The following is a 25,438-nucleotide window of genomic DNA, read 5'->3' as shown; positions in this document are numbered from 1 at the left end:
CGCGGGCCGACGAACGGTGTCGCCCGGCTGCGACGGTTTCGCCCCGTGGCGCATCCTGTCCTTTCAGATGACCCCGAACGCCTCCGCTTTCGCGATCGATGTGCCCGACGCCCTGCTGGCGCGCCTGCGCCGGGGCGAGGCCGCGGCGTTCGAGCAGGTCTACCGCTGGTTCGAGCGCCCGGTGTTCACGTTGGCGCTACGCGTGTGCGGCGAACGCGAGCTGGCCGCCGACGTGCTGCAGGACACCATGCTGAAGGCGTTCGACCGGATCGGCGATTTCCGCGGGCGCGGCGCCGGCACCGACGACGCGCCGTTCTGGGCCTGGCTGCGGCGGATCGCGGTGAACGAGGCGTTGATGGCGCTGCGTCGCCGGCGTCCCGAGACCGGCGGCGACGCGCTGGACGACCTCGACCCGATCGACGACACCACCCCGCCACCGGCCGCCGCCGCGGATGCCGCACGGCTGCAGCGCGCGCTGGACGCCCTGCCGGCGCTCACCCGCACCGTGCTGTGGCTGTACCACGCCGAGGGCTACACCCACGAGGAGATCGCGGCGCTGATGCAGCGCACGCCGAGCTTCTCGAAATCGCAGTTGTCGCGCGGCGGTCGCCGCCTGCGCACGCTGCTCGAACCCGATGCGGCCGCCGACGCCGCATCCCGCACCGCAACCGCCGTCGTCCGCGAGGCCGCCCATGGCTGACGCATCCCGCACTCCGTTTTCCTGCCTGCCCGCCGCCCCGCAGACGTGGGGCGAGGCCTTCGCCGCATTGCCGGCCGAAGCACCCGACGCTTCGCGCTGGCCCGTGCTCGCGCAGGCGGCCGCGCGCCGTGCCGCACGCACGCGGCGGCGGCGCATCGGGCTGGCGCTCGCCGCCGGCCTGTGCGCGCTGGCGCTGCTGCCGTTCGCATTGCGGCGCAGCGAGGATCGCGCGGTCGCGACCGCTCCGGCGCCGGCCGTCGCGACCGCCGCGCATGCTCCTGCCGCGACGCCCGATGCCGTGAAAACCACGCCGCCCGCCGTCGCGCCATCGACCGATGCGACGCACGCATGGATGCCGACGCATGCGTCGACGACGCCCCGCATCGCCCGCGCCGCGCAGCCAACACCCCGCCACGCGACGCGACGCGCACGGCCGGCGTCGCACGCCCTGCGCGAGACCGCGCCGGTCATCGCCGACGCCGCGGCGCATCCGGCGACGCCGCAAAACGGCCAGCGCGAAACGCTGGACGCGCTGTACGCCGCTTCGGCGCAACTCGAAACCCTGCTGGCGCTGGCCCGCGACACGCGCGTCGACAGCGGCCCGGCCGCGGCGCTGGCCGGCGGTTACGACGCCGACCTCGCCGCGATCGATGCGCGCCTGGCGCAGCCCGACCTGCCCGCCGACCAGCAGTTGCAGCTGTGGCAGGCGCGGGTCGACACGCTCGAACAGGCCGCCGGTCTCGAAAGCCAGCTGCGCGCACTCGCCGCCAGCGGTGGCCGCCTCGACGGCGCGCTGGTCACCATCGACTGAACATCCGCCGCGTCCTTCTCTCTCCGCTCCACCGTCCCGAGGTTCCCATGCCTTTCTCGAACATGACCCTGTCGCGCAAGTCCCTGCTCGTCCTCGCCATCGCGGCCGCGCTGCCGCTGGCCGGCGCCGTGCATTCGCAGTCCGCGCCCGCCGCGCCGACGCCACCCGCGGCCCCCGCCGCCCCCGCCGCACCGAAGCCGCCGACCGCAGCGCAGCAGAAGGAGATCGAGGCCGCGCGCGCCGATCTCGAACGCGCCGCGAAGCGTCTGGCCGAACTCACCGGGCACCGCGCCGGCCCCGGCTTCGGTCCTGGTTTCGCCCCGCATTTCGCCCGCGATTTCGGCGGCATGCCGGCGCGGCCGGTGATCGGCGTGCTGCTGGCGCCGGACGCCGACGCGGGCGTGCGCATCGCCGGCGTGACGCCCGACGGTGCCGCCGCGGCCGCCGGCCTGAAGACGGGCGATCGCCTGCTGCGCATCGGCGGCAAGCCGATCGCCGGGCCGTCGCCGGAAGCGCGCGTGGCCTCGGCGCGCGCGCTGCTGCAGGGCACCGACGAAAAGACCGCCGTGAAGCTGACCTACGCCCGCGACGGCCGCGAGGCCGACGTGTCGGTCACGCCGAAGCTGGACACCCGGATCATGGTGTTCACCGGCGACGGCGGGATGATGCGGCCGGGCGGCAACGTCGTCGTGCGGCGCATCGGCGATCGCACCGAAGTGCAGGCCGACGCGCTGGACATGGCGATGCCCGACGGCATGGCGCCGCCGGGTGATCGCGACGTGCAGGTCTTCACCTTCACCGGCGACGGCCCCGCGGCAGACGGGCGCGCCGAGCATCGGGTGATCCGGATCGAATGCAAGGACGGCGGCCAGGACTGCGCGCAGCACGCCGCGATGGGCGGCGGCTTCGCGCCGCATGCGCCGCGCGGCGAGCGCCGCCTCGCCGAAGCCTTCCGCTGGAACGGCCTGAACCTGGCGTCGGTGGACGCGAAGCTCGGCCGCTACTTCGGCACCGACCACGGCGTGCTGGTGCTGAGCACCGGCCCGGCGCTGGAAAACCTGCAACCCGGCGACGTGATCCAGCGCGTCGACGGCAAGCCGGTCGCTTCGCCGCGCGAAGTGATGGACGCGCTGCGCGGCAAGCCGGCCGACAGCAGCGTGCCGGTGGATTACCTGCGCGACCGCAAGGCCGCGTCGGCGAAGATCAAGGTGCCGAAGGCGATGCCGATCGCCTCGATGGCGCCGATGCCTCCCATGCCGCCGATGCCGGCCATGCCCGGCATGCCGCCCATGCCCCCGATGCCGCCGATGCCCCCGAAGGACGGCGCCACGCCCCCGCCGTTGCCCGACGCACCGCTGCCGCCGCCTCCGCCGGCGCGCGTGGACTGAGCGTCGCGCGCGGGAGCGCGCAGACAGGAACTCGCAAATGGAAACGCCCCGCTTCGGCGGGGCGTTTCCGTGTCCGACGATGGCGTGCGCCGGAGCTCAGGCGGCGGTCGCGGCCTCGATCCGGCGCCAGGCCGCATCGTCCACACGCTCCAGCAGCGCCAGCGCCTGCAGGTTCTGCTGCAACTGCTCGACGCGGCTCGCACCCAGCAGCACGGTCGACACGTGCGGGTTGCGCAGGCACCAGGCGATCGCCAGCGGCGCCGGCGGCACGCCCAGTTCCTCGGCGATCGCGACGAAGCGACGCGCGCGCCCCGGGCGATCGGCGTCTTCCGGACCCATCACCAGCCGCTGCAGCCAGCCCTGGCCTTCCAGCCCGAGACGCGCGTCGGCCGGCGCGCCGGCGGCGTACTTGCCGGTGAGCAGGCCGGAGGCCAGCGGCGACCACACCGTGGTGCCGAGGCCGAGTTCGGCGTACAGCGGCGCGTATTCGAGTTCCACCCGTTCGCGATGCAGCAGGTTGTACTGCGGCTGCTCCATCGACGGCGCGTGCAGGTCGTGCTGGCGGGCGATCTTCACCGCCTCGCGGATCGACGCCGCGGTCCATTCCGACGTGCCCCAGTACAGCACCTTGCCCTGGCGGATCAGCGCGTCCATCGCCCACACGGTTTCCTCGACCGGCGTGTCGGGATCGGGGCGATGGCAGAAATACAGGTCGAGGTAGTCCACGCGCAGCCGCTTCAGCGCGGCATCGCAGGCGTCGCGCACGTGCTTGCGCGAGAGGCCCTTCTGCATCGGCCGCGGGTCCCTGGCCGAACCGAACATGACCTTGCTGGTGACGGCGAACCCGTCGCGCGGCAGGCGCAGGTCGGCGATGACGTCGCCCATCACCCGCTCCGCCTCGCCGTCGGCGTAACCCTCGGCGTTGTCGAACAGGTTGATGCCGTGGTCCCAGGCGACGGCGATGAGTTCGCGCGCGGTGCCGCGGCCGATCTGGCCGCCGAAGGTCATCCACGCACCGAACGACAGCGCTGAAACCTGCAGGCCGGTGGAGCCGAGACGACGATATTCCATGGCGTGTTCCGTGACCGATGCGGCGGGCCGTTCAGTGTAACCGCGCGCGCCACGGGCACCGACCCGCTACAATGCGCGTCCCCTCCTCCGGGGAGTAGCCCACCGGCCTCGGCCGGTCCCCGCGTCAACACACTTGGCCCGCAGGCCATGGCGCGGAACGGTCGCACGGCGACCGCGGGCAAGACCGAAGGCAGGCGTCGCGCCAACCCGGGCCGGGCTGCGCGGCGTTTGCCTTCGCCTCCGCGCGAAGCCCGGCCCCGGAGTCCCGCATGGACCTGTCCTCGCTGTCCACCCTCGGCGTGTCCACGCTGACCGTCGCCATCGCCGAGATCGGCGACAAGACCCAGTTGCTGGCGCTGCTGCTGGCCGCACGCTTCCGCCGCCCGTGGCCGATCATCGCCGGCATCTTCGTCGCCACCGTGTTCAACCACGCGCTGGCCGGCTGGGTCGGTGCGCTCATCGCCTCACACCTGACGCCCGACACGCTGCGCTGGATCGTGGTCGTCAGCTTCGCGGCGATCGGCCTGTGGACGCTGGTGCCTGACAAGATCGACGAGGACGGTGAAAAGCTGCCGGCGCGCGGCGCGTTCGTCGCCACGGTGATCGCGTTCTTCCTGGCCGAGATCGGCGACAAGACCCAGATCGCGACGATCGTGCTGGCGGCGAAATCCCCGACGCTGTGGCCGGTGGTGTTCGGCACCACGATCGGCATGCTGCTGGCAAACGTGCCGGTGGTGGCGCTGGGCAGCAAGTTCGCGACGAAGCTGCCGCTGAAGGCCGCGCGGATGGCCGCGGCGGCGCTGTTCCTGGCGCTGGCGGCGTGGGTCGCGGTGAACGGCGTGTCGGTGACGACGACGACGCAGGCGCCCGCTCCGGCGCCGGCCACGCCCGCGGGCATGGCCGTGCGCTGACGCGGCACGCGGCCCGCGCTCAGAACGTGGTCTGGGCCCAGTCGGCGACCGGCACGCGCTCGAACTGCTGCGATGTCGCCGCGCTGCAGGCCTCGGTCTTCAGCTGGGTGCCGGTGGTGGTGACGCCGCCCGGCACCGCCGCGCAGTAGGCGGTGTTCGTGCGGCTGCGCAGGCGGCCGTCGGGCATCAGGAACCACTTTTCCGAATCGCCGCCGTCGCAGTCCCACAGCGTCATCGCCTTGGCGTTGCCGGCAGTGCCGCCGGCGATGTCCATGCAATAGGTGTTGTTGCCGCGCGGCCGCAGTTGGCCTTCCGCGGTGTAGACGAACTGCTGGTCGGCGCCGCCGGTGCAGGTTTCCTGGTCGATCTGCACGCCGTTGCCGTAGCCGTTGTTGCGCATGCCGATGCAGCGGGCGCCGCCCGCGCTGGACGGCCGCAGCGTGAAGTAGCCGGGCACGCCGCGACGGGTGCCGACCAGCGGGATATTCCCCGCCCACGACGGCACGAACACCCGGGTCGCCGACAGCGACTCGGTCACGTCCATGCCCACCGCGGTCGCGCCGTGGGCCACCGCGATGTAGACCGGCGAGTAGTCGGTGCTGGTGAAGTCGCCGGCCGCACCCCACAGGTGCATCAACTGGCGGTACTGCGCCGAGCGGTTGGCGACGATCTGGTCATGGTCGCCCGCCTGCACGTTCGCGCACAGCATCTGGCCGGACGCCGCGGCCGACATGCCGTCGACGAGGCCGGAAATCTCGTCCGGATCCGGTGCGTCCACGTCGGGGCAGAGGAAGGCGCGCGTCGACGCGCCGCGCAGCGAGATCATCGCGTCCATGCCCTGGTTCACCGCGCCGATGCGGCCGCCGGTGAAGACGACGATGATCCGCCCGCGCAGCGCATCGGCGGTCGGCCAGCCGGCCGCCATCAGCTTCTCGCGCGCGGTCGCGCCCGGTGCGGCGGCGATCGCGTTGCGCAGGTCGCCGTAGCGGTACTGGCGCGCGCCGAGATGGCCGCTGACGAACGCGTCGAGCGCATCGATCTTCGACACGTCCCAGGCGCTCAGCAGATTGTCGAGGCGGGTCTTCATGTCGACGAAGACCACGATCGGCAGCTCGCCCGGATGCGCGTCCTGCCAGTCGACGATGTCGTCGAGGCAGTCGGCCAGGCGATCGGCGGTGCCGCGGCAGTTGCTGTCGACCGGGCCGCCGTCGTGGGCGACGTACGGACCGCGGGCATGCGTCCACCAGTTGTCCTGGTCCTGCACGTCCAGTTCCACCGTGCGGTAGCCGGCGGACAGCCACAGCGTGAGCTGCGCGCCGTGGTCGTAGCTGTTGTGCGGCTGCAACATGTAGAGCTGGTCGAAGCGCGGCGCGGTGTCGGCGGCGGCGGCGCTGCCGCAGGCGGCGAGGCCGGCCAGCAGCGCAAGCCAGGCACCGAGCGGACGTCGGTCACTTTTCCGGAACGGCATCGAATCTTCCCTGAGTCGATCGGACGGGCGGCCATCCTACCGTCCCCGGCACGCCGCGGGACGCCTGCGGCCGGCGACGCTATGCTGTGCGCCGATCGAGGGCAGGCACGCAACGGCAGGCACCCAAGGGCATGAGCATCACCGGCGACTGGAAACGCGATCTGCTGCGGACGCTGTTCGCGCGGCCGGACGAAGTCATGCTGGATCTCGGCGCCGGCGGCGAGCTGATGGTCGCGCGGGTGCGCGCCACGCTGTCCGCACTGGCGCTGCTGCTGGTGCCGATGGCGATGATCGGCAACCAGGGCGCCGGCAGCGTGACCGAGTTCGTGATCGGCCTCGGCGCGTCGGTGTTCATCAACCTCTGCGCGCAGATCTGGCTGGCGCTCGCGCGCAACCGCCGCCGCCACACCTGGCTGCCGTACGCGACCACCACCTACGACGTCACCACCACGACGCTGGTGCTGGCGCTGCTGCAGATCGGCGATCCGGTCGCGCCGTTCAACAGCATGATCATCTGGACCTTCTACCTGATCTCGATCAGCATGACCGCGCTGCGCAACGACGGCCGGCTGACGCTCTACGCCGGCGCGCTGTCGATCGTGCAGAACAGCGCGCTGGTGGCGCTGCTGTACATGGCGGCCGATTCGCCGGAGCAACTGGTGTCGGTGGATTACGGCACGGTGTCGCTGGGCAGCCAGGTCGAGCGCCAGGTCCTGCTGCTGCTGATGACGGTGCTCACCGCGACCGTGGTGTTCCGCATGCAGCGGTTGATCGAATCCTCCGGCAGCGACGGCCTGACCGGCCTGCCCAACCGCGCCTGGCTGGTGCAGCGCATGCCGCGGGTGCTGGAGACGGTGCGTGCGGAAGGCACGTCGCTCACGCTCGCCCTGCTCGACCTCGACGACTTCAAGCGCGTCAACGTCGCCTACGGCCACCTCGCCGGCGACCGCGCCATCCGCCACATCGCCGGATCGATGCGCGAGATGCTGCAGCCGAAGGAGCGGCTGATCCGGATCGGCGGCCAGGAATTCGTGCTGCTGCTGAACTGCCCGATCGGCAACGCCTGGGAGCGGCTGGACCGCCTGCGCCAGCTGATGGTCGAGCGTCCGTTCGTGCCCGAGCGCGGCGGCGACCCGCTGAAGATCACCTTCAGCGGCGGGCTGTCCAGCTATCCGGCCGACGGCAGCGACGTGTCCACGCTGCTGCGCAGCGCCGACCGCCGGCTGCAGGTCGCCAAGCGCGAGGGCTGCAACCGGGTGGTCGCCCGGGACACCTGAACGCGCCGGCGGACGCCCGACCCCGCGCCCCGCCGGTACCCCGCCCAGTTGCCCGGTCCGGCCGGCTGCCCTACCCTGCCCCGATTCTGCCGTCAGGTTTGGGGAGTGGGGATGGATGCGTTGATGCGGATCGGCTTCGGCCTGTTCGGACTCGCGGTGCTGCTCGGCATCGCCTGGCTGTTCTCGAGCAACAAGAAGTCGGTCGACTGGAAACTCGTCGGCACCGGCGTGGCGCTGCAGATCGCGTTCGCGGGCTTCGTCCTGCTGACCGGCTGGGGCAGCAAGATCTTCGAGGGCCTCGGCGCCGTCTTCGTCAAGCTGATCGGCTTCACCAACGAAGGCTCGAAGATGATCCTCGGCGGCTTCGCCGACCAGGACAAGTACGGCTTCGTCTTCATCTTCCACGCGCTGCCGACGGTGATCTTCTTCGCCTCGTTCATGGCCGTGCTGTACCACCTCGGGGTGATGCAGTGGGTGGTGAAGGTGATGGCGATGGCGATCACCAAGGTGATGAAGGTGTCCGGCGCCGAGACCACCAGCGTCTGCGCCAGCGTGTTCATCGGCCAGACCGAGGCGCCGCTGACCGTGCGCCCGTACATCAACCGCATGACCGAATCCGAACTGCTGACGATGATGATCGGCGGCATGGCGCACATCGCCGGCGGCGTGATGGCGGTGTACATCGGCATGCTGGCCGGCACCGACGTGGTGCAGCAGCAGATCTACGCCAAGCACTTCCTGGCCGCGTCGATCATGGCCGCGCCGGCCACGCTGCTGATCGCCAAGATCCTGATCCCCGAGACCGGCACGCCGCTCACCGGCGGCAAGGTCAGCATCCACGTCGAGCGCGAGAGCAAGAACATCATCGACGCCGCGGCCGGCGGCGCGTCCGACGGCATGAAGCTGGCGATCAACATCGCCGCGATGCTGCTGGCGTTCGTGGCGCTGATCGCGATGCTCAATTCGATCATCGGCTGGTTCGGCGACCTGCACCTCCCGGGTTACCAGAGCCTCAACATGATGCTCAACGACGGCGCGGTCGACGTCGCGGCGCAGAAGGTGCGGCTCAACCTCGGCCTGATCCTCGGCTACGTGCTGGCGCCGATCGCCTGGGTCATCGGCATCGACTGGAACGATTCGGTGATCGCCGGCGGCCTGATCGGCCAGAAGGTGGTGCTGAACGAGTTCATCGCCTACCTGCAGCTGTCGCAGACGCCGGTCGGCGACGGCCCGGGCCAGATCAGCGAGCATTCGCGCCTGATCCTGACCTACGCGCTGTGCGGCTTCGCCAACTTCGCCTCGATCGCGATCCAGATCGGCGGCATCGGCGGCCTCGCGCCCGAGCGCCGCGGCGACCTCGCCCGCTTCGGCCTGCGCGCCGTGCTCGGCGGCTCGATCGCCACGCTGATGACGGCGACCATCGCCGGCGTGCTGATCGGCCTGCGCTGACCGCCCGCCCCGGGGAAGGCCGCCGCGCGGCGGCTTCCCCGTTCCACGCCATGTCCCGCCCGCCGCCTCCGGAGCGATCCGGAGGCGACGGCGTCTTTCCGCTCCACAGGATGTCCCCATGCCCGTTTCCACCCCCGCCGCGCCGGTCGTCGTCGTCGGCTCCTTCAACGTCGACCACGTCTGGCGCAGCGACGCGTTGCCCGCCCCCGGCGCCACCCTGTCCGGCGAGTACGCCAGCGGTCCCGGCGGCAAGGGTTTCAACCAGGCCACCGCCGCCGCCCGCAGCGGCGCCGCCACCACCTTCGTCTGCGCGCTGGGCGACGACCTCGGCGGCCAGCTGGCACGCGCGCTGGCGACCGCCGACGGCATCGACCTGCGCGACCAGCGCAGCACGGCGCCCACCGGCACCGCCGGCATCTTCGTCGACGCCCAGGGCCGCAACAGCATCGTCGTCGGCCCCGGCGCCAACGCCGCACTGTCGGCGGAGTTCATCGACGCCCAGACCGAGGCCGTCGCCGCGGCGGCGGTGGTGCTGGTGCAGCTGGAATCGCCGCTGGACGCCGTCGGCGCCGCGCTGCGGCTGGCGCGCGCGCAGGGCCGGATCGCGATGCTCAACCCGGCGCCGGCGAACATCGCCGTGCCGCGCGAGGTGCTGGCGCTGGCCGACCTGCTGACCCCGAACGAGACCGAATGCGCCGGGCTGTTCGCCCGCCACCTCGGCGAACGCATCGACGGCGGCGACCTCGCCAGCCTCGATTCGCCGCGCCTGCACGCGCTGTGCCGCGACCTGCTGCCCGGCGGCACGGTGGTGGTGACGCTCGGCGCCGCCGGCTGCTTCGTCTCGCACGCCGACGGCACGCTGCGCGGCGACGACACCGCCTGGTACCGGCTGCCGGCCGAATCGGCGGCGGTGGTCGACACCACCGGCGCCGGCGACGCCTTCAACGGCGCGCTGGCCGCCGCGCTGGCCCTGCGCCCGGACGCCCCGTTCGCCACCCACCTGCGCGCCGCCCACCGCTACGCCGCGCTGTCGACCGAACGCCCCGGCGCCGCGGCGGCGATGCCGACCGCCGACGAGGTCGCCGCAAGATTCCCGGTTTGAGCCCCCCGACGGCCGAGGTCGCCTGCTACGCTCGGGATTCCACCCTCATCCAGGAGGTCCCATGGCCGGCAAGTTCGTCATCAGCAAGCGCAGCAACGGCGAGTTCCAGTTCAACCTGAAGGCCGGCAACGGCCAGGTGATCCTCAGCAGCGAGGGCTACAAGGACCGCGGCGGCTGCAACAACGGCATCGAATCGGTGAAGAAGAACGCGCCGGACGACGGCCGCTACGAGCGCAAGACCGCCGCCAACGGCAAGTTCTTCTTCAACCTGAAGGCCGGCAACAACCAGGTGATCGGCAGCAGCCAGATGTATGTCGACGAAGCCGGCCGCGACAACGGCATCGCGTCGGTGAAGACCAACGCGCCGGACGCGTCGGTCGAGGACGAGACGACCTGAGTCCGCCTCCACCCGCAATACCGCAATACAAAGACCCGGCGAACGCCGGGTCTTTCGTCAGGGGCCCCGCGATCGCCCCGTACAATGCCGCCATGCGCATCGGCCCCCACTTCATCGAGCCCCGCGTGATCCTGGCCCCGATGGCCGGGGTCACCGACAAGCCGTTCCGGCAGCTGTGCAAGCGGCTGGGCGCGGGGCTGGCGGTGTCGGAGATGACCACCTCCGACCCGCGCTTCTGGGGCACGCGCAAGTCGCTGCACCGCATGGACCACGACGGCGAACCCGCGCCGATCAGCGTGCAGATCGCCGGCACCGTGCCCGAGGTGATGGCCGAGGCCGCGCGTTACAACGTCGACCACGGCGCGCAGCTGATCGACATCAACATGGGCTGCCCGGCGAAGAAGGTGTGCAACGCGTGGGCCGGCTCGGCGCTGATGCGCGACGAGGCGCTGGTCGGCCGCATCCTCGCCGCGGTGGTGCAGGCGGTGGACGTACCGGTGACGCTGAAGATCCGCACCGGCTGGGCCGCCGACGCACGCAACGCCCCGGCGATCGCGCGCATCGCCGAGGACAGCGGCATCGCCGCGCTGACCATCCACGGCCGCACCCGCGACCAGCAGTACACCGGCGTCGCCGAATACGACACCATCGCCGCGATCAAGGCGACGCTGTCGATCCCGGTGATCGCCAACGGCGACATCGATTCGCCGCGGAAGGCGAAGCAGGTGCTCGACGCGACCGGCTGCGACGCGGTGATGATCGGCCGCGCCGCGCAGGGCCGGCCGTGGATCTTCCGCGAGGTCGCGCACTTCCTCGCCACCGGCGAGACGCTGCCGCCGCCGACGCTGGCGGACATCCGCGACATCCTGCTCGATCACCTCGACCACCTGCACGCGTTCTACGGCGAACCGCAGGGCGTGCGCATCGCGCGCAAACACCTGGGCTGGTACGCGAAGGATCGCCCGGAGAACGACAGTTTCCGCGCCGTCGTCAACCGCGCCGAGACCGCCGACGCGCAATTGCGCCTGACCCGCGACTACTTCGATGCGCTGATCGCGGGCGTGGCGCCGGTGCTGGAGGCGGCATGAGCGATGATGCCGATCGTGCCGCGACGCCGGATGTCGTGGACATCGCCTATTCGCTGCGCTACGGCGAATGGCTGCAGGCGCTCTGGTTGCTGACGCTGGCGTCGCCGACGGCGGTGTTCTGGATGCTCTCGCCGCTGCTCTTCGGACTGCCCCTGCTCCTGTGGCTCCGGTACGAGGGCATCGATTCGCTGTCCTGGCTCTGGATACCGATCGCGGTGTCGGCGGCGATGTCACCGCTGCAGATCGCCCGTCGGGCACGCCTCCACGAGCGGAACGCCCGCCAGCAGGGTCCGCACCGCTATCGTTTCGACGCCGACGGCCTGGAAGTACGAAGCGCCAACAGCGAGTTGAAGCAGCGCTGGGCGGCGATCCTGCGGATCCGCCGGCGCAACGGGTTCCTGTTCCTTTATTTCAGCAAGCAGCACGCGCACGTGATCCCGCGTCGCGTGCTGCTCGACCGGCAGGGCGAGGCGACGCTGCTGCGGCTCGCGCGGCAGGGCGGTGTGCCCCGCATCGACGCGTGACGACGGCTGCGCAGCGCTTTCGCCCCAGGCCGCACCCCACACGAGGGCCTTCGACATGAACACGCAAGACACTCCCGCTTACCTCCACGGCTTCTCCGCCACCGAACAGGCGCGCCTGGTGAAGCAGGCCCGGATCGCCGAGAGCACGATCTTCCACGACATCGACTACACCGGCGCATCGCGGTTGCTGGAAGTGGGCAGCGGCGTCGGCGCGCAGACCGAGATCCTGCTGCGCCGCTTCCCGGACCTGCACGTGACCTGCGTCGACCTCAACGAGGCGCAGCTCGGAGCGGCCCGGGACAACCTCGGCGCGATGCCGTGGTTCGACGGCCGCTACACCCTGCAGCGGGCGGACGCGACCGACCTGCCGTTCGAGGCGCGCAGCTTCGATGCCGCGTTCCTGTGCTGGGTGCTGGAACACGTCCCCTCGCCCGCGCGGGTGCTGGCCGAAGTGCGGCGCACGCTGGCACCGGGGTCGGTGGTGTACATCACCGAGGTGATGAACTCGTCGTTCCTGCTCGATCCGTACTCGCCCAACGTGTGGAAATACTGGATGGCCTTCAACGACTTCCAGCACGAGCAGGGCGGCGACCCGTTCGTCGGCGCGAAGCTGGGCAACCTGCTGCTGGCGGGCGGCTATCGCGACGTCACCACGCAGATCAAGACCTTCCACTTCGACAACCGCGAACCGGCGCGGCGCAAGACCATGATCGCGTTCTGGGAAGAGCTGCTGCTGTCGGCGGCGGACCAACTGATCACCGCCGGCCGCGTCACCGCAGAGGTCGTCGACCACATGCGCCGCGAGATGCGGCAGGTGCAGAACGACCCGAACGCGGTGTTCTTCTACGCCTTCGTGCAGGCGCGGGCCGTGGTGTACTGACCGGGGCAGCGTCGGTTCCGGACGCCGCGGCGTCACCGATTCGTGGCGGACGGCATCCGCGGCGCAACCGGCGCCATGCAGACGTCCTGCTTCGGTAGAGCGGCCTTCAGGCCGCTGCTCTTTACGATCTCGGCGACAAGAGCAGCGGCCTGAAGGCCGCTCTATCGATCACGGTGCTGCCGGCATCGACGCCCCTTCCTGCACCGGCTCCCGCCAGATCCGCGTCCACATCGCGGGCAGGCGGTCGGCGGCGTTCCATGGCCACTTGAGCTGCACCGGCACGATCGCGCGCCAGAGGACGACGGGCTTCGGGCCCTGCGCGGTGTTGACGGCCTGCGCGCTGCGCTCGGCGATGTCGAAGCGGAAGGTGTAGTCGGGCTCGCTGCCCATGCGCAGGTCGGTGAGGCGCAGGCGGCCGTCGACGGTGTCGACGCGGGCGAAGTGGTGGTTGAACCACAGCAGCCGCGCGCCGGCGGGCACGGACTTCGCGGCATCGACCAGCGCGACGTCGGCCGGCACCGCGCGGAAGCGCATCGGGCCGCGATCCGCGGCCACCGAACGCTCGCCTTCGAGATACCCGTCGGGCGTCATCACCACCACGCGCCACAGCAGCGTGTTGAACGGCATCGGCACGCTGAAGCGCGGCGCGTCCTGCAGCGCCATCGCCGCGAGCGTGCGTTCCGCCGCCCGCTCCACCTGCCATTTCGCGACCAGCGACCAGCCGAGATAGCCGAAGCCCAGCGCCAGCCCGGCGACCAGCGCGCGGTCGGCAAGGCGTCGCTGCGGCACCGCCATCGCCACCACGAAGGCCAGGAACCAGAGGAGCAGGAACACCGGGTCGATGATGAACAGGCTGGACCACATCGTCGGCGCCAGCGGCAGCGGCCACAGCAACTGCGTGCCGTAGACGGTGAAGGCGTCGATGAACGGATGCGCCAGCAGCGTGAGCATGAACACCCAGAACCAGCGCCGCGGCGCTTCCGCCACGCGCCCACCGCGGCGCTTGAACCACGCCCACAGCGCCCACGCCACGAACGGCAGCAGCAGCATCGAATGGGTGACGCCGCGGTGGCAGGTCATCTCCGCCACCGGATCGGCGAACAGCTTCAGCGGGATGACGTCGAGGTCCGGCAGCGTGTTGAGTGCCATGCCGGCCAGCAGCGCCGCGCGCCGGTGCGCGCGCGGCGCGATCGCGGCGGCGATGACGCCGCCGTAGAACATATGGGTCACGGAATCCATGCGCGGATGCTAGCAAACACCCGCGCGGGACCACCTTGCGGCGGGCCTCAGCCGCTCGTCAGCGCCTGCACCGCCGCCACCAGCTGCGCGTTCATCGACGCCTGCTGCTGGGTGATCGAGATCACTAGCTCCGGCGACGCCTGCGTCGGGTCGCCGCTGTGCACCGGCGGGTCGGGCGCGTACTGGTTGTCGAGCTGGGTGCTCTGTGCCGCGCGTTCGCCGGCGATTTCCTTCACCAGCTCCAGCGCGAGGTCGAGCGACGACGAGATGCCGCCGCCGCTGAAGCGCCGGCGTTCGGCGTCGATCTGCGCGCGCGGGTAGCCGGGCACGACGTCCAGCGTCGGGAACAGCGCCAGTGCATCACGGGCGCTCCAGTATGTGGTCACCGCGCAGCCGTCGAACAGCCCGGACGCGGCCACCACGAACGCGCCGGTGCACACCGACCCGGTCCACTTCGCCTGCGCGCCGGCCCGCTTCAGCCACGCCTGCAGCGCGGGGTCGGCCATCGCCGCGGTGACGCCGTCGCCGCCACCACCGGGCACGAACACGATGTCCGGCTGCGGCGCGTCGGCGAACGAGAAATTCGGCACCACCGACACGCCTTCGGTGGTCGCGATCGGGTCGGTCGTCGCCGCGATCCACACCGTGCGGAAGCCCGGGGTGTAGGCGAAGATCTGGGTCGCCCCGGCGAAGTCCAACAGCGTGCAGCCGGGATAGAGCAGGAAACCGACGGTCAGGGTCGTGGTCATGTGCATTCTCGGGGCGAGGGTCCGTGCGCGCCGCGACGCGACGCACGCGGACGCGGGCCGTCAGGCGGCGGGATTGGTCGGCTGGTACTCGAAGCTCGGCCCGGTGTACGGCCCGGCCGGATTCGGGATGCCGGCCATCATCGCGCGGGCCTGTCCCTTCAGCGACATCATCAGTCCGATCGCGACGTTCATCTGGTCCTGCGTGTTGGCGCCGTTGAACAGCGCATGCAGGGCCTTCAGCAGGCCGGTGTAGGTGTAGTTGAAGGTGTCGTTGGCGAAGGCCTGCGCCGTGCCGGGCGGATAATTCGCGGCCTTCGGGTCGCTCGGCAGCGGGAAGATGCCTTCGATGTCCAGCGACACCGGCGGCGCGCCGAACTGCCAGGGCGGCGTCTGCCCGGGCGCGGGCAGCAGCGTGTTGCCGGCGAAGATCTGCAGGAACCGGTAGTAGTGCGCGTAGCCGTCGCCCACCACTTCCAGCGGCGAGGTGCTGTTGCCTTCGCCCTGCTCGATGATGGTGGTCAGCGCCTGCTGCGCGGACGCCAGGTCGGTCACCACCACCGCTTCGGGCATCAGGTCGGGACCGACCTGGTTGCGCGCCGGATCGTGGAAGACCGAGGCCGGCAACTGCGCCAGCGCCGTCAGGATCGCCTGGTAGAACGCGCCGATGGTGATGCCGTCGTCGACGTCGGGCGGGCCGATCGGACCGATCAGCGGATTGAGGATCGGAATGTCGATCACGTTGGCCGGCTGTTCGATCTGCAGGAAGGTCAGCAGTTGTTCGGACGAGAACGGCGCCAGGTGCACGGTCAGCCCGCCCTCCACGCTGCCGGGCAGCGGGCCGGGATAGGTCGGGATGAAATCGGGGCGATCGATGCTGGGCGTGCCGCCGATGGCGTTCAGCACGTTGGCCGCGAGGGTCATGTGCAGCATTTCCTCGACGACCACCGACTGCACGATGTCCACGATCGCCGCGTTGCGCGCGGGGTCCAGCGAATACAGCCCGTACAGATAGACCGGGATGGTCGAATGCTCCAGTTCGATCGCGCTTTGCAGCGCGCTCGCGACCGTGTCCGGCGTCGGCGTCTTCAGGCCGTCGAGCAGGGCGCGTTTGACGAGGATCATGGCGTGTCTCCTGTGCGGGTCTGCATGACGACGCGGCGTGCGAGCGCGGCGGTCTTGCCGCCCTTGGGCATCACCGCGGCCGGCGGCGCGGTCGGCGATTTCGCCGCACGCGCGGCCTTGGCGACCGGGGGCGGCGTGCCCTGCGGCGGCGGACTTTCCTGCAGCCACTGCAGGATCGCCTGGCGCTTGGCGGGCGACAGGTCGCGGGTCACGGGCATCACGTTGGGATTGCCGGTGTCCAGGCCGAAGGCGAGCAGCAGCAGGCGCTGGTTCGCGACCACCGACGTGTAATCGCCAAGGTCGAGGAAGCGGTTCATCACCGGATAGAGATTCGCGTACTGCCGGAAGATCGGCTGCAGGTCGCCGAACCACGTCGGCGCGCCCGGCGTCTCCAGCGTGAAGCCGCTCCAGAGCAGGATCGAGATGTAATTCCACGGATTCACCGGCCCGTTGTCCGCCGCGTTGGCGAACGCCGGCCGCACGCCGTAGACCTGGCCGTCGATGCCGTAGTCGGCGCCGCCGTTGAACCAGCGCGGCGTGCCCGGATCGGTCATGGGCAGGGTCAGCGTCGCCCAGCCGTCGTCGCCGGTGGTGGCGGTGAGCACCGTGGTCGGTGTCGGGAATCCGATCGCCGACAGCGGCGTCGCGACCGGCGGCACGTCGTTCGGATTGATGGCGTTGCTCGGCTGCAGCTGCGAGTCATCGGGCGTGAAGGTGACGCCGGCTTTGACCAGCGGCTGGCCGAAGCGCGTGGCGAACACCGGGATCTGCAGCGTGTCGCCGGGACTGGCGCGCCAGACGAAGGTGTCGGCGCGCACGAACGCCCCGGTCGGCGCTTCGGAGATCACCGCCGTGCTGCCGTTGATGACCAGCGGGAAGACCTTCACCAGCGGCAGGAGCGTGGCGTCGAACGCCAGCGCGACCACGCCCGCGGTGGTCGCGTACCAGTCGGGATCGCCGATGTAGCCGCCGCTGCCGGCGGCGGCGACGGTCGCGAGCGGCGTCGTGGTGCCGGCGGGGTTGCCGGGCGTCGCGATCGGATCGCAGACCGACAGCACGAGATCGCCGAGGTCGACCGGCGGGCCGCCCGGGATCGTCGTCGGCAAGGCGTTGCCGAGGTCGAGGTAGACGATCGAGGCGTCCGCATCGACGACCGCCGCGCAGAAGTTCAGGCCGTTCTGCGGCGTCACCGGATTCTGCGGCGACACCGTCGCCATGAACTGGCGGCCCGCGACGAAATGATGCGGCTCGCCCGCGGCGGCCGGGCCGATCGTGCCGGCGATGCGCCCGCACATGAAGTCGGGCGCGTCGTAGTTCATGTTGATGCCGTCGACGTTGAACTTGATCGACAGCAGGCCGCTGGCCGCCGACGCCGCCTGCAGCGCGGTCAGGAACGGCGAGGCCGACACGTCGCCCCATTCCAGCGAGGTCAGCACCGACTGGTACATCGCGCCCATCACCATGTCGCCGCCGCCGCTGCCGGTCGCACGGTTCCAGATGTCGATGAAGGCCGCCGGCTCGAACTGCCCGCGCAGCAGCGTGTTGCCGGCGGCGTCGGCGATGCGCACCTCCAGGCCCCAGATCTCCGAGACCATCTGCTGCTCGGAATCGAGGTCCACGAGTTTGGCCGGCGCGCGGACGTCGCTGTCGGCGATCGAGAACGCCAGCACCGGATCGCTCGCCGGCACCGGCGCCGACGGCGCGGTCGTCGTCGGCATCCACGCCGCGGTGACCGCGCAGCCCAGCAGCCGCCACGCGGCATCGCCCTGCGGGTTGAACCAGCCGTTCGCGGGGAACATGTTGACGCCCTGCAACTGCTGGTAGCCGGGCTCGAAGGCCGCGTTGTCGAAGTGCCCGGGGTCGTTGTTGACCGTGGACACGTTGGCCTGGAACCGGCCCGCGAAATGCAGGCGCAATGCGTTGAGATAACTCATGTCGACTCTCCTGTCGGGATGCGCGCGCGGCGCTCAGTCGCGTGCGGGCGGCACGGGTTCGGGCGGTCCGGATTCGATGGGTTCGGGTTCGATGGGCATCACCGGCGATACCGGACCGGTCGCGGCGAACGGTTCGATCAGGCCGACCGGATTGCCTTCCGGGTCGGCGATCATCGCGAAGCGGTAACCGTCGACGGCGGCGATCGGCATGTACAGCTCGCCGCCCGCGTGTTCGGCGGCGGCGATCGTGGCTTCGAGGCTGTCGACCAGCAGGTAGAAGTTGTGCCCGGGCTCGAACCCGGGCACGCCTGCCTGCGCCTTGCCGATGCCGCCGAGCAGCGGCCGCACCGTCGTCGGGAAGTCGATGTAGGCGAAGCCGCCGGTGCCGATGCGGTAGGTCCAGCCGAACACCGCGGTGTAGAACGCCTGCAGCGCGGCCTGGTCGTGGGCGATGAGTTCGAACATCACCGCCGGATGCGCGTTCGCGGTCACGACGGCATGCCTCCCTGCGTCTTCACGTATTCGTAGCTGGGACCGACGGTCTGCCCGGTCTGCGGATCGGCGACGGTCTGCATCATCGCCACCGCCAGCACGCGCAGGTCGTACATCGCGCCGATCGCCGCATCCAGCCGCGCGGGTTCGCCGTTGAAGGCGTCGTGCAGCGCATTGAGCAGCGAAGAGTAGTTCCACGCGAACTGCTCGATGCGCGTGCGCGCCTGCGTGCCGACCTTGAAATCCGTGATGCGGCAGTTCGGCTTCAGCGGCCAGATGCCGTCGGGGTCGAACGGGATCGCCGCGCCGGCATAGGCGTAGCCGGTCGGCGTGGTGACCAGCTCGCGGCCGGCGACGATCGAGCCGAACTTGTAGAAGTGCGCCGGGTCGTCCGGCGACTGGTACGGCGTCAGCGCATTGCCCTCGCCTTCCAGTTTGATCAGGTCGATCGCGCGGCAGGCGGTCTCCGGATCGGTGATCGGGTACAGCTTGTCCGGCGGGAACCAGTGCGGCGCCACCACCTGCGGCGGCGCGGTCGGCTGCACGAAGATCGACGGCCCCAGCGCCACGATCTGCGTCTTGATGGCGTCGTAGAACTCGCCGATGGTGGCGTAGGTCTCGGTCGCCTCCAGCAGCGTCTTGCGCACCGGGATCTCGTTCTCCGGCTGCTCGATCGCCATGAACGTGCCCTGCACCACCGCCATCGAGAACGCCTCGATGCCGACCACCAGCCCGCCGATGTCCATCGGCAGCGGCCCCGGGTAGTGCGGGATGAATGCGCGATTGTTGATCTGCGGCCGGCCGCCGATCGCGATCAGGATGTTCGCGGCGATGCTCATGTGCAGCATCTCCTGGATCACGATGCTGCGGATCAGCGCGCCGATGCGGCGGTTGGTGCCCGGCCGCAGCGAGAACATCGCGGTCAGGTACGGCGGGATGGTGCTGTGCTCCAGCTCGATCGCGTTCTGCAGGTAGACGTGCAGCTTTTCCGGGGTGTCGGCCTGCTGGATGCCTTCGATGACGGCGCGTGACAGACGGATCATGACGGGTCTCCCGGCTCGGACGCGCCGTTGCGACGCGCGGCGTACTGCAGGATGAAGGCGGTCTTGCCGCCGCCCTGTCCGGGCAGCAGGTCGAGATCGGGTGGCGGCGGCGAGGCCGCAGTGGCCGTACCGGCCGCCGCCGTGGCGACCGCTTCCGCGGTCGGGCCCGGTTGCGGCCGTCCCAGCACCGGGCGACCGTCCGGCCCCGGATTACGCAGCCACTTGAGGATGGTCTCGCGATCGCCGACGCCGAGATCGCGCGTCACCGGCATGTGGTTGGCGTCGTGCCGCGGCAGCGAGAACGCGAGCGTCAGCGGCGGGATGCGTTCGCAGACCGATTCGTAGTTGTTCAGGTCGACGATGTAGCGGCCCATGATCGGGTAGAGGTTCCCGAACTGCGCGAACACCGGCTGGATGTCGTCGTACCAGGTGGGGATCTCGGGCACGTCCTTGCGGGTGTAGGCCAGCACGCTGACGTAGTTCAGCGGATTCGACAGGTAGCCCGGCGGTTGCTGCGCCAGCTGGTAGCCGACGCCGTACAGCTGGCCGGAAATGTACCCGCGCGGCGTACCCGGCCCGGCCTCGGACAGTTGCAGTGACGCGACGGCGCGACCGTCCGCGTCGGTGCGCACCTCGCCGGGGAACGCGAACGCGTCCGCGGGGACGGCGATGTCGGGGATCGCGGCCGCGGGGCGCAAGGGTGGCGTGACGGCCGTGGTGCCGCCCGCCGGCGTCTGCATCATGCCGGTCGTCGGCGACAGCAGCACCTGCGCGTCGGCCAGCGCTTCGCCGAAGCGCGACGCGTGCAGGTGCAGGTCGCACGCCTCGCCCGGATCGAGGCGGAACACGAACTGGTCGGCGCGCACGTACTGGCCGTCGATCGATTCCTGCAGCCGCACCTGGTAACCCGTGCCCGACGTCGCCGGCCCGAGCAGCACCAGCGGATGGTCGCGCAGCAGCTCGCAAGCCTCCTGCTGCCCGGCCAGGTCGAACGCCTGCACGCCGGCGGTGCGCGTGTACCAGTCGGGATCCTGGTACGGCACTTCGCCGATCAGCACGACGTCCGCGGCTTCGACCGCGGTGACCGCCGCCGGCGGATTGGCGCGCAGCACGCCGACCAGCACGCGGCCGACGTCGAGCAGGCCGCTGTTCGCGTCCTCAATCGGGAAGCTGTTGCCGAGGTCGAGCGTCAGCCGCGCCGCGTCGGCGTCGTAATCGCCCTGCGCGCTGTAGAGGCAGCCGGCGGCGATGGTCGGCCAGCTCTTCGGATCGGCGATCATCTGCCGCCCGACGACGAAGTGCGCGGGTTCGCCGCGGCGGTACGGCCCGATCGTGCCGACCAGATGGCCCATCGTGTAGCGCGGGATGGTCGCGTCGCGGCCGTAGCCGTAGACGTTGAACGCGATCGACAGGCGATCGTCGTCGCTGGCCTCGCGCAGCGCGCGCAGCAGCGGCGAATCGATCAGGTCGTCCCACGCCATCGCGTCCAGCACCGACTGATAGTTCGCCGCCAGCTGCTGGTCGCGCGGCACGCCGGTCTGCTGCCGCTTCCACAGGTTGCAGAACGGTCCGGGCTTGTATTCGCCGCTGAACAGTTGCCGGCGCGCGGCATCGAGCAGTCGCAGTTGCATGCCCCAGATCTCGGACACCATCTGCTGCTGCGGGTCGAGGTCGACCAGCTTGCCGGGCGCACGGCGATCGGCGTTCTCCAGCAGCATGCCGATCACCGGATCCTGGCTCGGGTCGAACAACTGGCGACCGTCCAGGCTGCCGCCGGTCACGGCGCAGTCGACGAAACGGAAGATGCCGGTGCCTTCCGGGTTCCAGCTGCCGTTGGCGTTGAGCTGCTGGTATTCCGGCACGAAGGACGCGTTCTGGTAGAAGCGGACGTCGTTGTTGATGGTGGAAACGTCGGCCTGGAACCAGCCGCTGAAATGCAGGCGCGGACTGTCGAGGTAACTCACGGCGCACCTCCCGTCTCCTGGCCCTGCAGATCGGACCACTGCGTCGGCGCCTCCGCACCGCGCACGGCGGCGGGGGCCGCGTCGGCGCCTTTCTTCGGGCAGTCGCCCTCGAACAGGCAGCACCATTCCGGATCGGCCGGGCACATCTGCGCGACCTGGTCCCAGGTCACGATCGGATCGGGCCGCTGCGCGCGGAAGCTGGTGTAGTTCTGGCTGACGATCGGCGCGTTCGGCGGATCCAGCGGATAGCCGGAGAAATAGAACGACTGCGGATGCCGGTACTTCGGCGACTTCGGGTCCGCGGGATCATCGGAGGTCGGCGTCGCATAGAACGCGTAGCCGAACAGGATCGGCGGCTTGCCGACCTCCAACGCATACGCCTGCACCTGGCCGGCCACCTGCGTGCTGCGCGCGGGGCTGTAGGGCAGGTGCTTGATGAAGTCCACCCGCGGCGGATGGTTCTTCGGCGAGAACTTGCAGCACTGCGGCGTGCCCTGCGGGCGATCGGCGTAGCGCAGGAAGTAGGCCTTGTTGCCCAGCGAGACGAAGGCGCAGGTGTAGTGGTTGTCCGACGGGAAGATCGGCAGGCAGTACTGGTCGTAGTACTCCATCATCGCGCCGGTGCCGTCGCGGTCCTTCGGCACGTAGGTCGAATCGTAGTAGCTGGCGCCGTACGACACCTGGTAGTCCGACGGCGACAGCCCCGCCGGCGGATTGCCGTACGGCGGCGGGTATTTGTCGTAGTTCGCGAACACGCGGTACATCGTCCACGTGCTGACCCACCATTTCGGGAACTGCGGGTCGGTGGGCTCGCCGGCCTTGCGCGGGTAGATGCATTTGGCGAGCGGGATGCAGTCCTTGTCGTTGTGCACGCCACCGGTGAAATAGACGTGACGCTCCGCGGGCGTGGACGCGACGGCGGGCCGGCCCGACGCGCCCGCAACGGAGGCGACGATGGCCAGCACGCTGCCCAGCAGCAGCGACAGCGGCCCTGCGAGTGCGCGCCCGCGGGCACGCGATGCGAAGACGGTGCGACGGTTCATCTCTCCTCCTGGACTTCGATGGACGTGGCGTGGGTGGACTTCACGACGACGGACGCGGCGTCGCGGCCGAGCAATCGCCCGACCACGCGCCGATGGAGCAACCAGAGGGCGCCGGGCAACGCCAGCGTCGACAGCAAGGCGGCGAGCAGGCCCGGCGCACCGCGTCCCAGCGATGCGCTGGCGGCGTAGAGCGCGGCGGTCGCGATCGATGCCGCGGCCGCGCAACCCGCTGCGGAAGGAAACGGCAGCCGCCAGACGCCGGCGAGCACCGCGCTCGTCTCCGCGAGCAGCGGCAGCGGACGCATCAGCGAAATCCACCACAGCGCGCGGCGATCCGCGCGGTCACGGGTGCGGTCCCACAGCGCGGGGCCGATCCAGCGCCGCAGCCGCGCTTCGGGCATCAGCCGTCCCAGGCCGTAGCCGACGACGAACGCCAGCGACAGGCCGGCCGCCACGCAGGCGCCGCCCCACAGCGGACCCAGCCGCCAGCACAGCGCCATCGCGACGAGGCTGCTCGGCACCGGCAGCAGCACGTCGGCGACCAGCAGCGCGATGCCGACCATCGCGAACGCGGCGTCGGAGGTCATCGCCTCGAGCCAGCCCGGCGCGGCGCGATCGAAATGCGCGCCCCACAGCACGAACGGCAGCGAGAGCGCGAGGACGAGCGCGCACAGCACGGCGCCGAGACGCCAGCGCGCCTGCGCATCACCGCGCATGTCACCGCGTCCGTCCCGTCCTTCGACCTGCGCCATCGTCGTCCCCCTTCTTCCGATGAAGCCGTCCCGCCGCGCACTCCGCTTTCCGTGACCCGGTCGCCTCAGTGCGACGACCAGGTCAACGACAGCCGCAGCCGTCGTCCGGGCCACGGCGTGCCGATGCTTTCCTCGCGATCCGTGTCGAACACGTTGTCGACGCCCGCCAGCACCGTGACCGCGCCGAACGTGCGGCGCAGCGCGGCATCGAGCGTCGTCACCGCCGGCAGCCAGCGGTCGCCGGTGGGGATCGCCGAATCGAAGCGCCGCCCGAGGTGGTTCGCCTGCAGCGACAGCGCGAACGCGCGCGGCAGCGGCACGTCGAGCCCGGCGTTCCATTGCAGTTGCGGGCGATGGCGCAGGGTGACGCCGTCGTCGGCGCGCACGCGCTGGCGACTGCCGTCGAGGCGCAGGCGCCAGTCGTTGGCGAAGCGGTGCGACAGCGACCATTCGAGGCCGTCGGCCGCGACCCGCGCGCGGTTGACCAGTTGCGGCGGCGGGCCGGCATCGAAATCGACGAGATCGCGATAGCGCGCGCTGAACAATGTCAGGCGCAGCGGCCATGCGGCGTCCGCGTCGGTCGCGTAGTACAGCTCGCGCTGCAGTGCGCGTTCCGGCTTCAGGCCGGGATTGCCGACCAGCGGATGGCCGAGCGCGTAGAAACTCGGCTGCTTCGTGCTGCGGCCGACCGATGCGCCCCACTGGCCGTGACCGGCGCCCAGCGCGCGCTGCACCGACAGCATCGGCAGCGTGCTGGCGTCACCGCGGTCCGGGTCTTCGCGACGCACGCCACCCTGCACGGTCCAGCCGTTCGCCTGCCAGTGCGCCTCGGCGAGCAGGCTGGTCGTGCGCCGGCGCAGCTCGAAGTTCGCCGGCAGCGCGAAGAACGGACCGAAGTGGATCAGGCTGTCGAGCGTGCCGTGCTCGCGCTGGTGCTGCGCGCCGACGGTGAAACGCAGCGCCGCGTCGTCGCGCGACAACCACAGCAGTTGTGCGTCCTGGCGGCGGTATTCACCGATCGCGTCGATCGCCGGCAGGCCGGCGGGATCGCGCAGGCCCGGCGACACGCCCGGCGAACGCTCGTCGGTGCTGCGCGACAACGCGTCGGCCTGCAGCCGCAGCGTGCCGCCACCGACGTCGTGCACGGAAACGTCGATCGACCCCTGCCGGCTCTCGGCCTCGCGCGTCTCCAGCGTGCGCAGGTCGGCGTAACGTTCGCCGCCGCTGTCGTCGGGGAAGCCGCGGTTGCGGCTGTCGGCATAGCGCGCATCGACGCGCAGGTCGACGCGATCGCCGAAGCCATGCGCCCAGCCGCCGTTGGCGGCGCGGGTTCTGTTGTCGCCGGTGTCGCGGTCGCCGTCCTCGCGCGCGGTCGCGCCCACGCGCCAGTCGCCCGCACGCAGCGACGCGCGCACGCCGGCGAGGCCGTCGCCACCGGCGTCGAGCCCGGCCGAGGCGCCATTGCCGCCGCGGCGGGTGAGGATGTGGATCACGCCGGACATCGCTTCGGCGTTCAGCACCGACGCGTTGCCGCGCACGATCTCGATGCGCTCGATGTCGCCGGCGGTGAGGGTGTTGAGGTCGACCGCGCTGCCGCGCGAGGACAGCGGATCGTTCTGGCGCACGCCGTCGATCAGCACGACGACGTGGCTGGGATCGGCGCCGCGCAGGTACAGCGAGCCGAAGCCGCCGCTGCGCGCGCTGCGGTCGATGACGAGGCCCGCCTGCGTGGCGAGGATGGCGCCGGCGCTCATGCCGGCCATGGCGTCGAGGTCGGCGCGGCCGAGCACGGTCACGTGCTGGCTGGCGGCGGCCGCGGTGGTGGGCAGCGCGGAGGCGCTGACGACGATGCGATCGAGGGTCTGCGGGTCGTCTTCGCGGGAAGCCTGCGGTGTGTCCGCGGCGAACGCGGCCTGCGCGGTCGCGAGCGACAGCGTGATCGCGACGCCGGCGGCGAGCGCCACCGTGCGCATGCAGGGCGCATGCGCGCCTGCGGTCGAACGAAGACGGCTCCGCGACGGCGGAACCGCCACC

The 25,438-nt window shown here is 70.9% G+C and carries 23 protein-coding genes; 11 read left to right on the top strand and 12 right to left on the bottom strand.

Translation table 11 applies throughout. The features are described from left to right. Window positions 1–67 precede the first annotated feature (67 nt). The 3 genes from ACT53Q_RS06880 to ACT53Q_RS06870 are packed head-to-tail and all read left to right on the top strand — an operon-like array spanning window position 68 to window position 2,899. Window positions 68–700: an RNA polymerase sigma factor gene (locus tag ACT53Q_RS06880; protein WP_476185927.1), complete on the top strand. Its 633-nt coding sequence runs from the start codon at window positions 68–70 to the stop codon at window positions 698–700. Continuing rightward, window positions 693–1,511, top strand: coding sequence for a hypothetical protein (locus ACT53Q_RS06875; RefSeq protein WP_476185926.1), 819 nt, complete (start codon window positions 693–695; stop codon window positions 1,509–1,511). The genes ACT53Q_RS06880 and ACT53Q_RS06875 overlap by 8 nt, the downstream gene beginning before the upstream one ends. A gap of 47 nt (window positions 1,512–1,558) precedes the next feature. Next, window positions 1,559–2,899, top strand: a complete 1,341-nt coding sequence (locus ACT53Q_RS06870) for a PDZ domain-containing protein (protein WP_476185925.1) — start codon at window positions 1,559–1,561, stop codon at window positions 2,897–2,899. A gap of 96 nt (window positions 2,900–2,995) precedes the next feature. Here ACT53Q_RS06870 and ACT53Q_RS06865 read toward each other — a convergent pair whose 3' ends face one another. Then, entirely contained in the window at window positions 2,996–3,970 is a 975-nt protein-coding gene (locus ACT53Q_RS06865) for an aldo/keto reductase (RefSeq protein WP_476185924.1), read from the bottom strand. A gap of 269 nt (window positions 3,971–4,239) precedes the next feature. Here ACT53Q_RS06865 and ACT53Q_RS06860 point away from each other — a divergent pair, with 269 nt between their 5' ends. After that, window positions 4,240–4,881 carry a TMEM165/GDT1 family protein gene (locus ACT53Q_RS06860; RefSeq protein WP_476185923.1) on the top strand — a complete coding sequence of 214 codons (642 nt, stop codon included), beginning with the start codon at window positions 4,240–4,242 and terminating at the stop codon, window positions 4,879–4,881. A gap of 19 nt (window positions 4,882–4,900) precedes the next feature. Here the strand turns inward: ACT53Q_RS06860 and ACT53Q_RS06855 are convergent, their stop codons facing one another. After that, complete coding sequence (locus ACT53Q_RS06855) at window positions 4,901–6,349, bottom strand: Ca2+-dependent phosphoinositide-specific phospholipase C (protein WP_476185922.1); 1,449 nt, start codon at window positions 6,347–6,349, stop codon at window positions 4,901–4,903. 131 nt (window positions 6,350–6,480) lie between these two features. On the opposite strand from ACT53Q_RS06855, the gene ACT53Q_RS06850 reads away from it, so the two are divergent. The 7 genes from ACT53Q_RS06850 (at window position 6,481) to ACT53Q_RS06820 (ending at window position 13,066) form a co-directional block, all read left to right on the top strand. Next, the gene (locus ACT53Q_RS06850) at window positions 6,481–7,626 is read left to right on the top strand and encodes a GGDEF domain-containing protein (RefSeq protein ID WP_476185921.1); all 1,146 of its coding nucleotides are present in this window, start codon (window positions 6,481–6,483) and stop codon (window positions 7,624–7,626) included. A 111-nt stretch (window positions 7,627–7,737) separates the two neighbouring features. Beyond that, complete coding sequence (locus ACT53Q_RS06845; RefSeq protein ID WP_476185920.1) at window positions 7,738–9,075, top strand: NupC/NupG family nucleoside CNT transporter; 1,338 nt, start codon at window positions 7,738–7,740, stop codon at window positions 9,073–9,075. Between the two features lie 118 nt (window positions 9,076–9,193). After that, a complete protein-coding gene (locus ACT53Q_RS06840; RefSeq protein WP_476185919.1) occupies window positions 9,194–10,177 on the top strand; it encodes a ribokinase in 984 nt (327 codons plus the stop codon). A 61-nt stretch (window positions 10,178–10,238) separates the two neighbouring features. Continuing rightward, window positions 10,239–10,574: a YegP family protein gene (locus ACT53Q_RS06835; protein ID WP_476185918.1), complete on the top strand. Its 336-nt coding sequence runs from the start codon at window positions 10,239–10,241 to the stop codon at window positions 10,572–10,574. Between the two features lie 92 nt (window positions 10,575–10,666). Next, a complete protein-coding gene (gene dusB / locus ACT53Q_RS06830) occupies window positions 10,667–11,662 on the top strand; it encodes a tRNA dihydrouridine synthase DusB (RefSeq protein ID WP_476185917.1) in 996 nt (331 codons plus the stop codon). Further along, on the top strand, window positions 11,659–12,186 hold the full coding sequence (locus ACT53Q_RS06825) for a YcxB family protein (RefSeq protein WP_476185916.1): 528 nt from the start codon (window positions 11,659–11,661) through the stop codon (window positions 12,184–12,186). The genes dusB and ACT53Q_RS06825 overlap by 4 nt, the downstream gene beginning before the upstream one ends. Before the next feature lie 55 nt (window positions 12,187–12,241). Further along, window positions 12,242–13,066, top strand: a complete 825-nt coding sequence (locus ACT53Q_RS06820) for a class I SAM-dependent methyltransferase (protein ID WP_476185915.1) — start codon at window positions 12,242–12,244, stop codon at window positions 13,064–13,066. Between the two features lie 168 nt (window positions 13,067–13,234). Here ACT53Q_RS06820 and ACT53Q_RS06815 read toward each other — a convergent pair whose 3' ends face one another. The 10 genes from ACT53Q_RS06815 to ACT53Q_RS06770 all read right to left on the bottom strand — a co-directional run bounded on the left by ACT53Q_RS06815 (window position 13,235) and on the right by ACT53Q_RS06770 (window position 25,377). Further along, the gene (locus tag ACT53Q_RS06815) at window positions 13,235–14,305 is read right to left on the bottom strand and encodes a metal-dependent hydrolase (RefSeq protein WP_476185914.1); all 1,071 of its coding nucleotides are present in this window, start codon (window positions 14,303–14,305) and stop codon (window positions 13,235–13,237) included. A gap of 47 nt (window positions 14,306–14,352) precedes the next feature. Next, window positions 14,353–15,054: a DJ-1/PfpI family protein gene (locus tag ACT53Q_RS06810; protein WP_476185913.1), complete on the bottom strand. Its 702-nt coding sequence runs from the start codon at window positions 15,052–15,054 to the stop codon at window positions 14,353–14,355. 60 nt (window positions 15,055–15,114) lie between these two features. After that, window positions 15,115–16,176, bottom strand: coding sequence for a ferritin-like domain-containing protein (locus tag ACT53Q_RS06805; RefSeq protein WP_476185912.1), 1,062 nt, complete (start codon window positions 16,174–16,176; stop codon window positions 15,115–15,117). Then, complete coding sequence (locus ACT53Q_RS06800) at window positions 16,173–18,110, bottom strand: hypothetical protein (protein ID WP_476185911.1); 1,938 nt, start codon at window positions 18,108–18,110, stop codon at window positions 16,173–16,175. The genes ACT53Q_RS06805 and ACT53Q_RS06800 overlap by 4 nt, the downstream gene beginning before the upstream one ends. 33 nt (window positions 18,111–18,143) lie before the next feature. Then, window positions 18,144–18,602, bottom strand: coding sequence for a VOC family protein (locus ACT53Q_RS06795; RefSeq protein WP_476185910.1), 459 nt, complete (start codon window positions 18,600–18,602; stop codon window positions 18,144–18,146). After that, window positions 18,599–19,645 carry a ferritin-like domain-containing protein gene (locus ACT53Q_RS06790; RefSeq protein ID WP_476185909.1) on the bottom strand — a complete coding sequence of 349 codons (1,047 nt, stop codon included), beginning with the start codon at window positions 19,643–19,645 and terminating at the stop codon, window positions 18,599–18,601. Before ACT53Q_RS06790 ends, ACT53Q_RS06795 begins: the two co-directional genes overlap by 4 nt. Then, complete coding sequence (locus ACT53Q_RS06785; protein WP_476185908.1) at window positions 19,642–21,609, bottom strand: hypothetical protein; 1,968 nt, start codon at window positions 21,607–21,609, stop codon at window positions 19,642–19,644. The genes ACT53Q_RS06790 and ACT53Q_RS06785 overlap by 4 nt, the downstream gene beginning before the upstream one ends. Next, window positions 21,606–22,652, bottom strand: coding sequence for a hypothetical protein (locus ACT53Q_RS06780; RefSeq protein ID WP_476185907.1), 1,047 nt, complete (start codon window positions 22,650–22,652; stop codon window positions 21,606–21,608). The genes ACT53Q_RS06785 and ACT53Q_RS06780 overlap by 4 nt, the downstream gene beginning before the upstream one ends. Then, window positions 22,649–23,368 (bottom strand): VTT domain-containing protein, encoded by a 720-nt coding sequence (locus tag ACT53Q_RS06775; protein ID WP_476185906.1) that lies wholly within the window; start codon window positions 23,366–23,368, stop codon window positions 22,649–22,651. Before ACT53Q_RS06775 ends, ACT53Q_RS06780 begins: the two co-directional genes overlap by 4 nt. Before the next feature lie 101 nt (window positions 23,369–23,469). Then, entirely contained in the window at window positions 23,470–25,377 is a 1,908-nt protein-coding gene (locus ACT53Q_RS06770) for a TonB-dependent receptor plug domain-containing protein (protein WP_476185905.1), read from the bottom strand. Window positions 25,378–25,438 lie beyond the last annotated feature (61 nt).

The organism is Lysobacter sp. DMC97 (assembly GCF_056313745.1).
This window is presented reverse-complemented; position numbering and strand designations above follow the sequence as displayed.

What these genes read in the sequence shown, in the direction of transcription:
- ACT53Q_RS06875 (WP_476185926.1), top strand. Translation starts at nt 693, where the DNA reads ATGGCTGACGCATCCCGCACTCCGTTTTCCTGCCTGCCCGCCGCCCCG.
- ACT53Q_RS06850 (WP_476185921.1), top strand. Translation starts at nt 6,481, where the DNA reads ATGAGCATCACCGGCGACTGGAAACGCGATCTGCTGCGGACGCTGTTC.
- dusB (WP_476185917.1), top strand. Translation starts at nt 10,667, where the DNA reads ATGCGCATCGGCCCCCACTTCATCGAGCCCCGCGTGATCCTGGCCCCG.
- ACT53Q_RS06835 (WP_476185918.1), top strand. Translation starts at nt 10,239, where the DNA reads ATGGCCGGCAAGTTCGTCATCAGCAAGCGCAGCAACGGCGAGTTCCAG.
- ACT53Q_RS06825 (WP_476185916.1), top strand. Translation starts at nt 11,659, where the DNA reads ATGAGCGATGATGCCGATCGTGCCGCGACGCCGGATGTCGTGGACATC.
- ACT53Q_RS06805 (WP_476185912.1), bottom strand. Translation starts at nt 16,176, where the DNA reads ATGATCCTCGTCAAACGCGCCCTGCTCGACGGCCTGAAGACGCCGACG.
- ACT53Q_RS06860 (WP_476185923.1), top strand. Translation starts at nt 4,240, where the DNA reads ATGGACCTGTCCTCGCTGTCCACCCTCGGCGTGTCCACGCTGACCGTC.
- ACT53Q_RS06870 (WP_476185925.1), top strand. Translation starts at nt 1,559, where the DNA reads ATGCCTTTCTCGAACATGACCCTGTCGCGCAAGTCCCTGCTCGTCCTC.
- ACT53Q_RS06780 (WP_476185907.1), bottom strand. Translation starts at nt 22,652, where the DNA reads ATGAACCGTCGCACCGTCTTCGCATCGCGTGCCCGCGGGCGCGCACTC.
- ACT53Q_RS06810 (WP_476185913.1), bottom strand. Translation starts at nt 15,054, where the DNA reads ATGACCACGACCCTGACCGTCGGTTTCCTGCTCTATCCCGGCTGCACG.
- ACT53Q_RS06800 (WP_476185911.1), bottom strand. Translation starts at nt 18,110, where the DNA reads ATGAGTTATCTCAACGCATTGCGCCTGCATTTCGCGGGCCGGTTCCAG.
- ACT53Q_RS06770 (WP_476185905.1), bottom strand. Translation starts at nt 25,377, where the DNA reads ATGCGCACGGTGGCGCTCGCCGCCGGCGTCGCGATCACGCTGTCGCTC.
- ACT53Q_RS06865 (WP_476185924.1), bottom strand. Translation starts at nt 3,970, where the DNA reads ATGGAATATCGTCGTCTCGGCTCCACCGGCCTGCAGGTTTCAGCGCTG.
- ACT53Q_RS06845 (WP_476185920.1), top strand. Translation starts at nt 7,738, where the DNA reads ATGGATGCGTTGATGCGGATCGGCTTCGGCCTGTTCGGACTCGCGGTG.
- ACT53Q_RS06790 (WP_476185909.1), bottom strand. Translation starts at nt 19,645, where the DNA reads ATGATCCGTCTGTCACGCGCCGTCATCGAAGGCATCCAGCAGGCCGAC.
- ACT53Q_RS06880 (WP_476185927.1), top strand. Translation starts at nt 68, where the DNA reads ATGACCCCGAACGCCTCCGCTTTCGCGATCGATGTGCCCGACGCCCTG.
- ACT53Q_RS06775 (WP_476185906.1), bottom strand. Translation starts at nt 23,368, where the DNA reads ATGCGCGGTGATGCGCAGGCGCGCTGGCGTCTCGGCGCCGTGCTGTGC.
- ACT53Q_RS06820 (WP_476185915.1), top strand. Translation starts at nt 12,242, where the DNA reads ATGAACACGCAAGACACTCCCGCTTACCTCCACGGCTTCTCCGCCACC.
- ACT53Q_RS06815 (WP_476185914.1), bottom strand. Translation starts at nt 14,305, where the DNA reads ATGGATTCCGTGACCCATATGTTCTACGGCGGCGTCATCGCCGCCGCG.
- ACT53Q_RS06840 (WP_476185919.1), top strand. Translation starts at nt 9,194, where the DNA reads ATGCCCGTTTCCACCCCCGCCGCGCCGGTCGTCGTCGTCGGCTCCTTC.
- ACT53Q_RS06855 (WP_476185922.1), bottom strand. Translation starts at nt 6,349, where the DNA reads ATGCCGTTCCGGAAAAGTGACCGACGTCCGCTCGGTGCCTGGCTTGCG.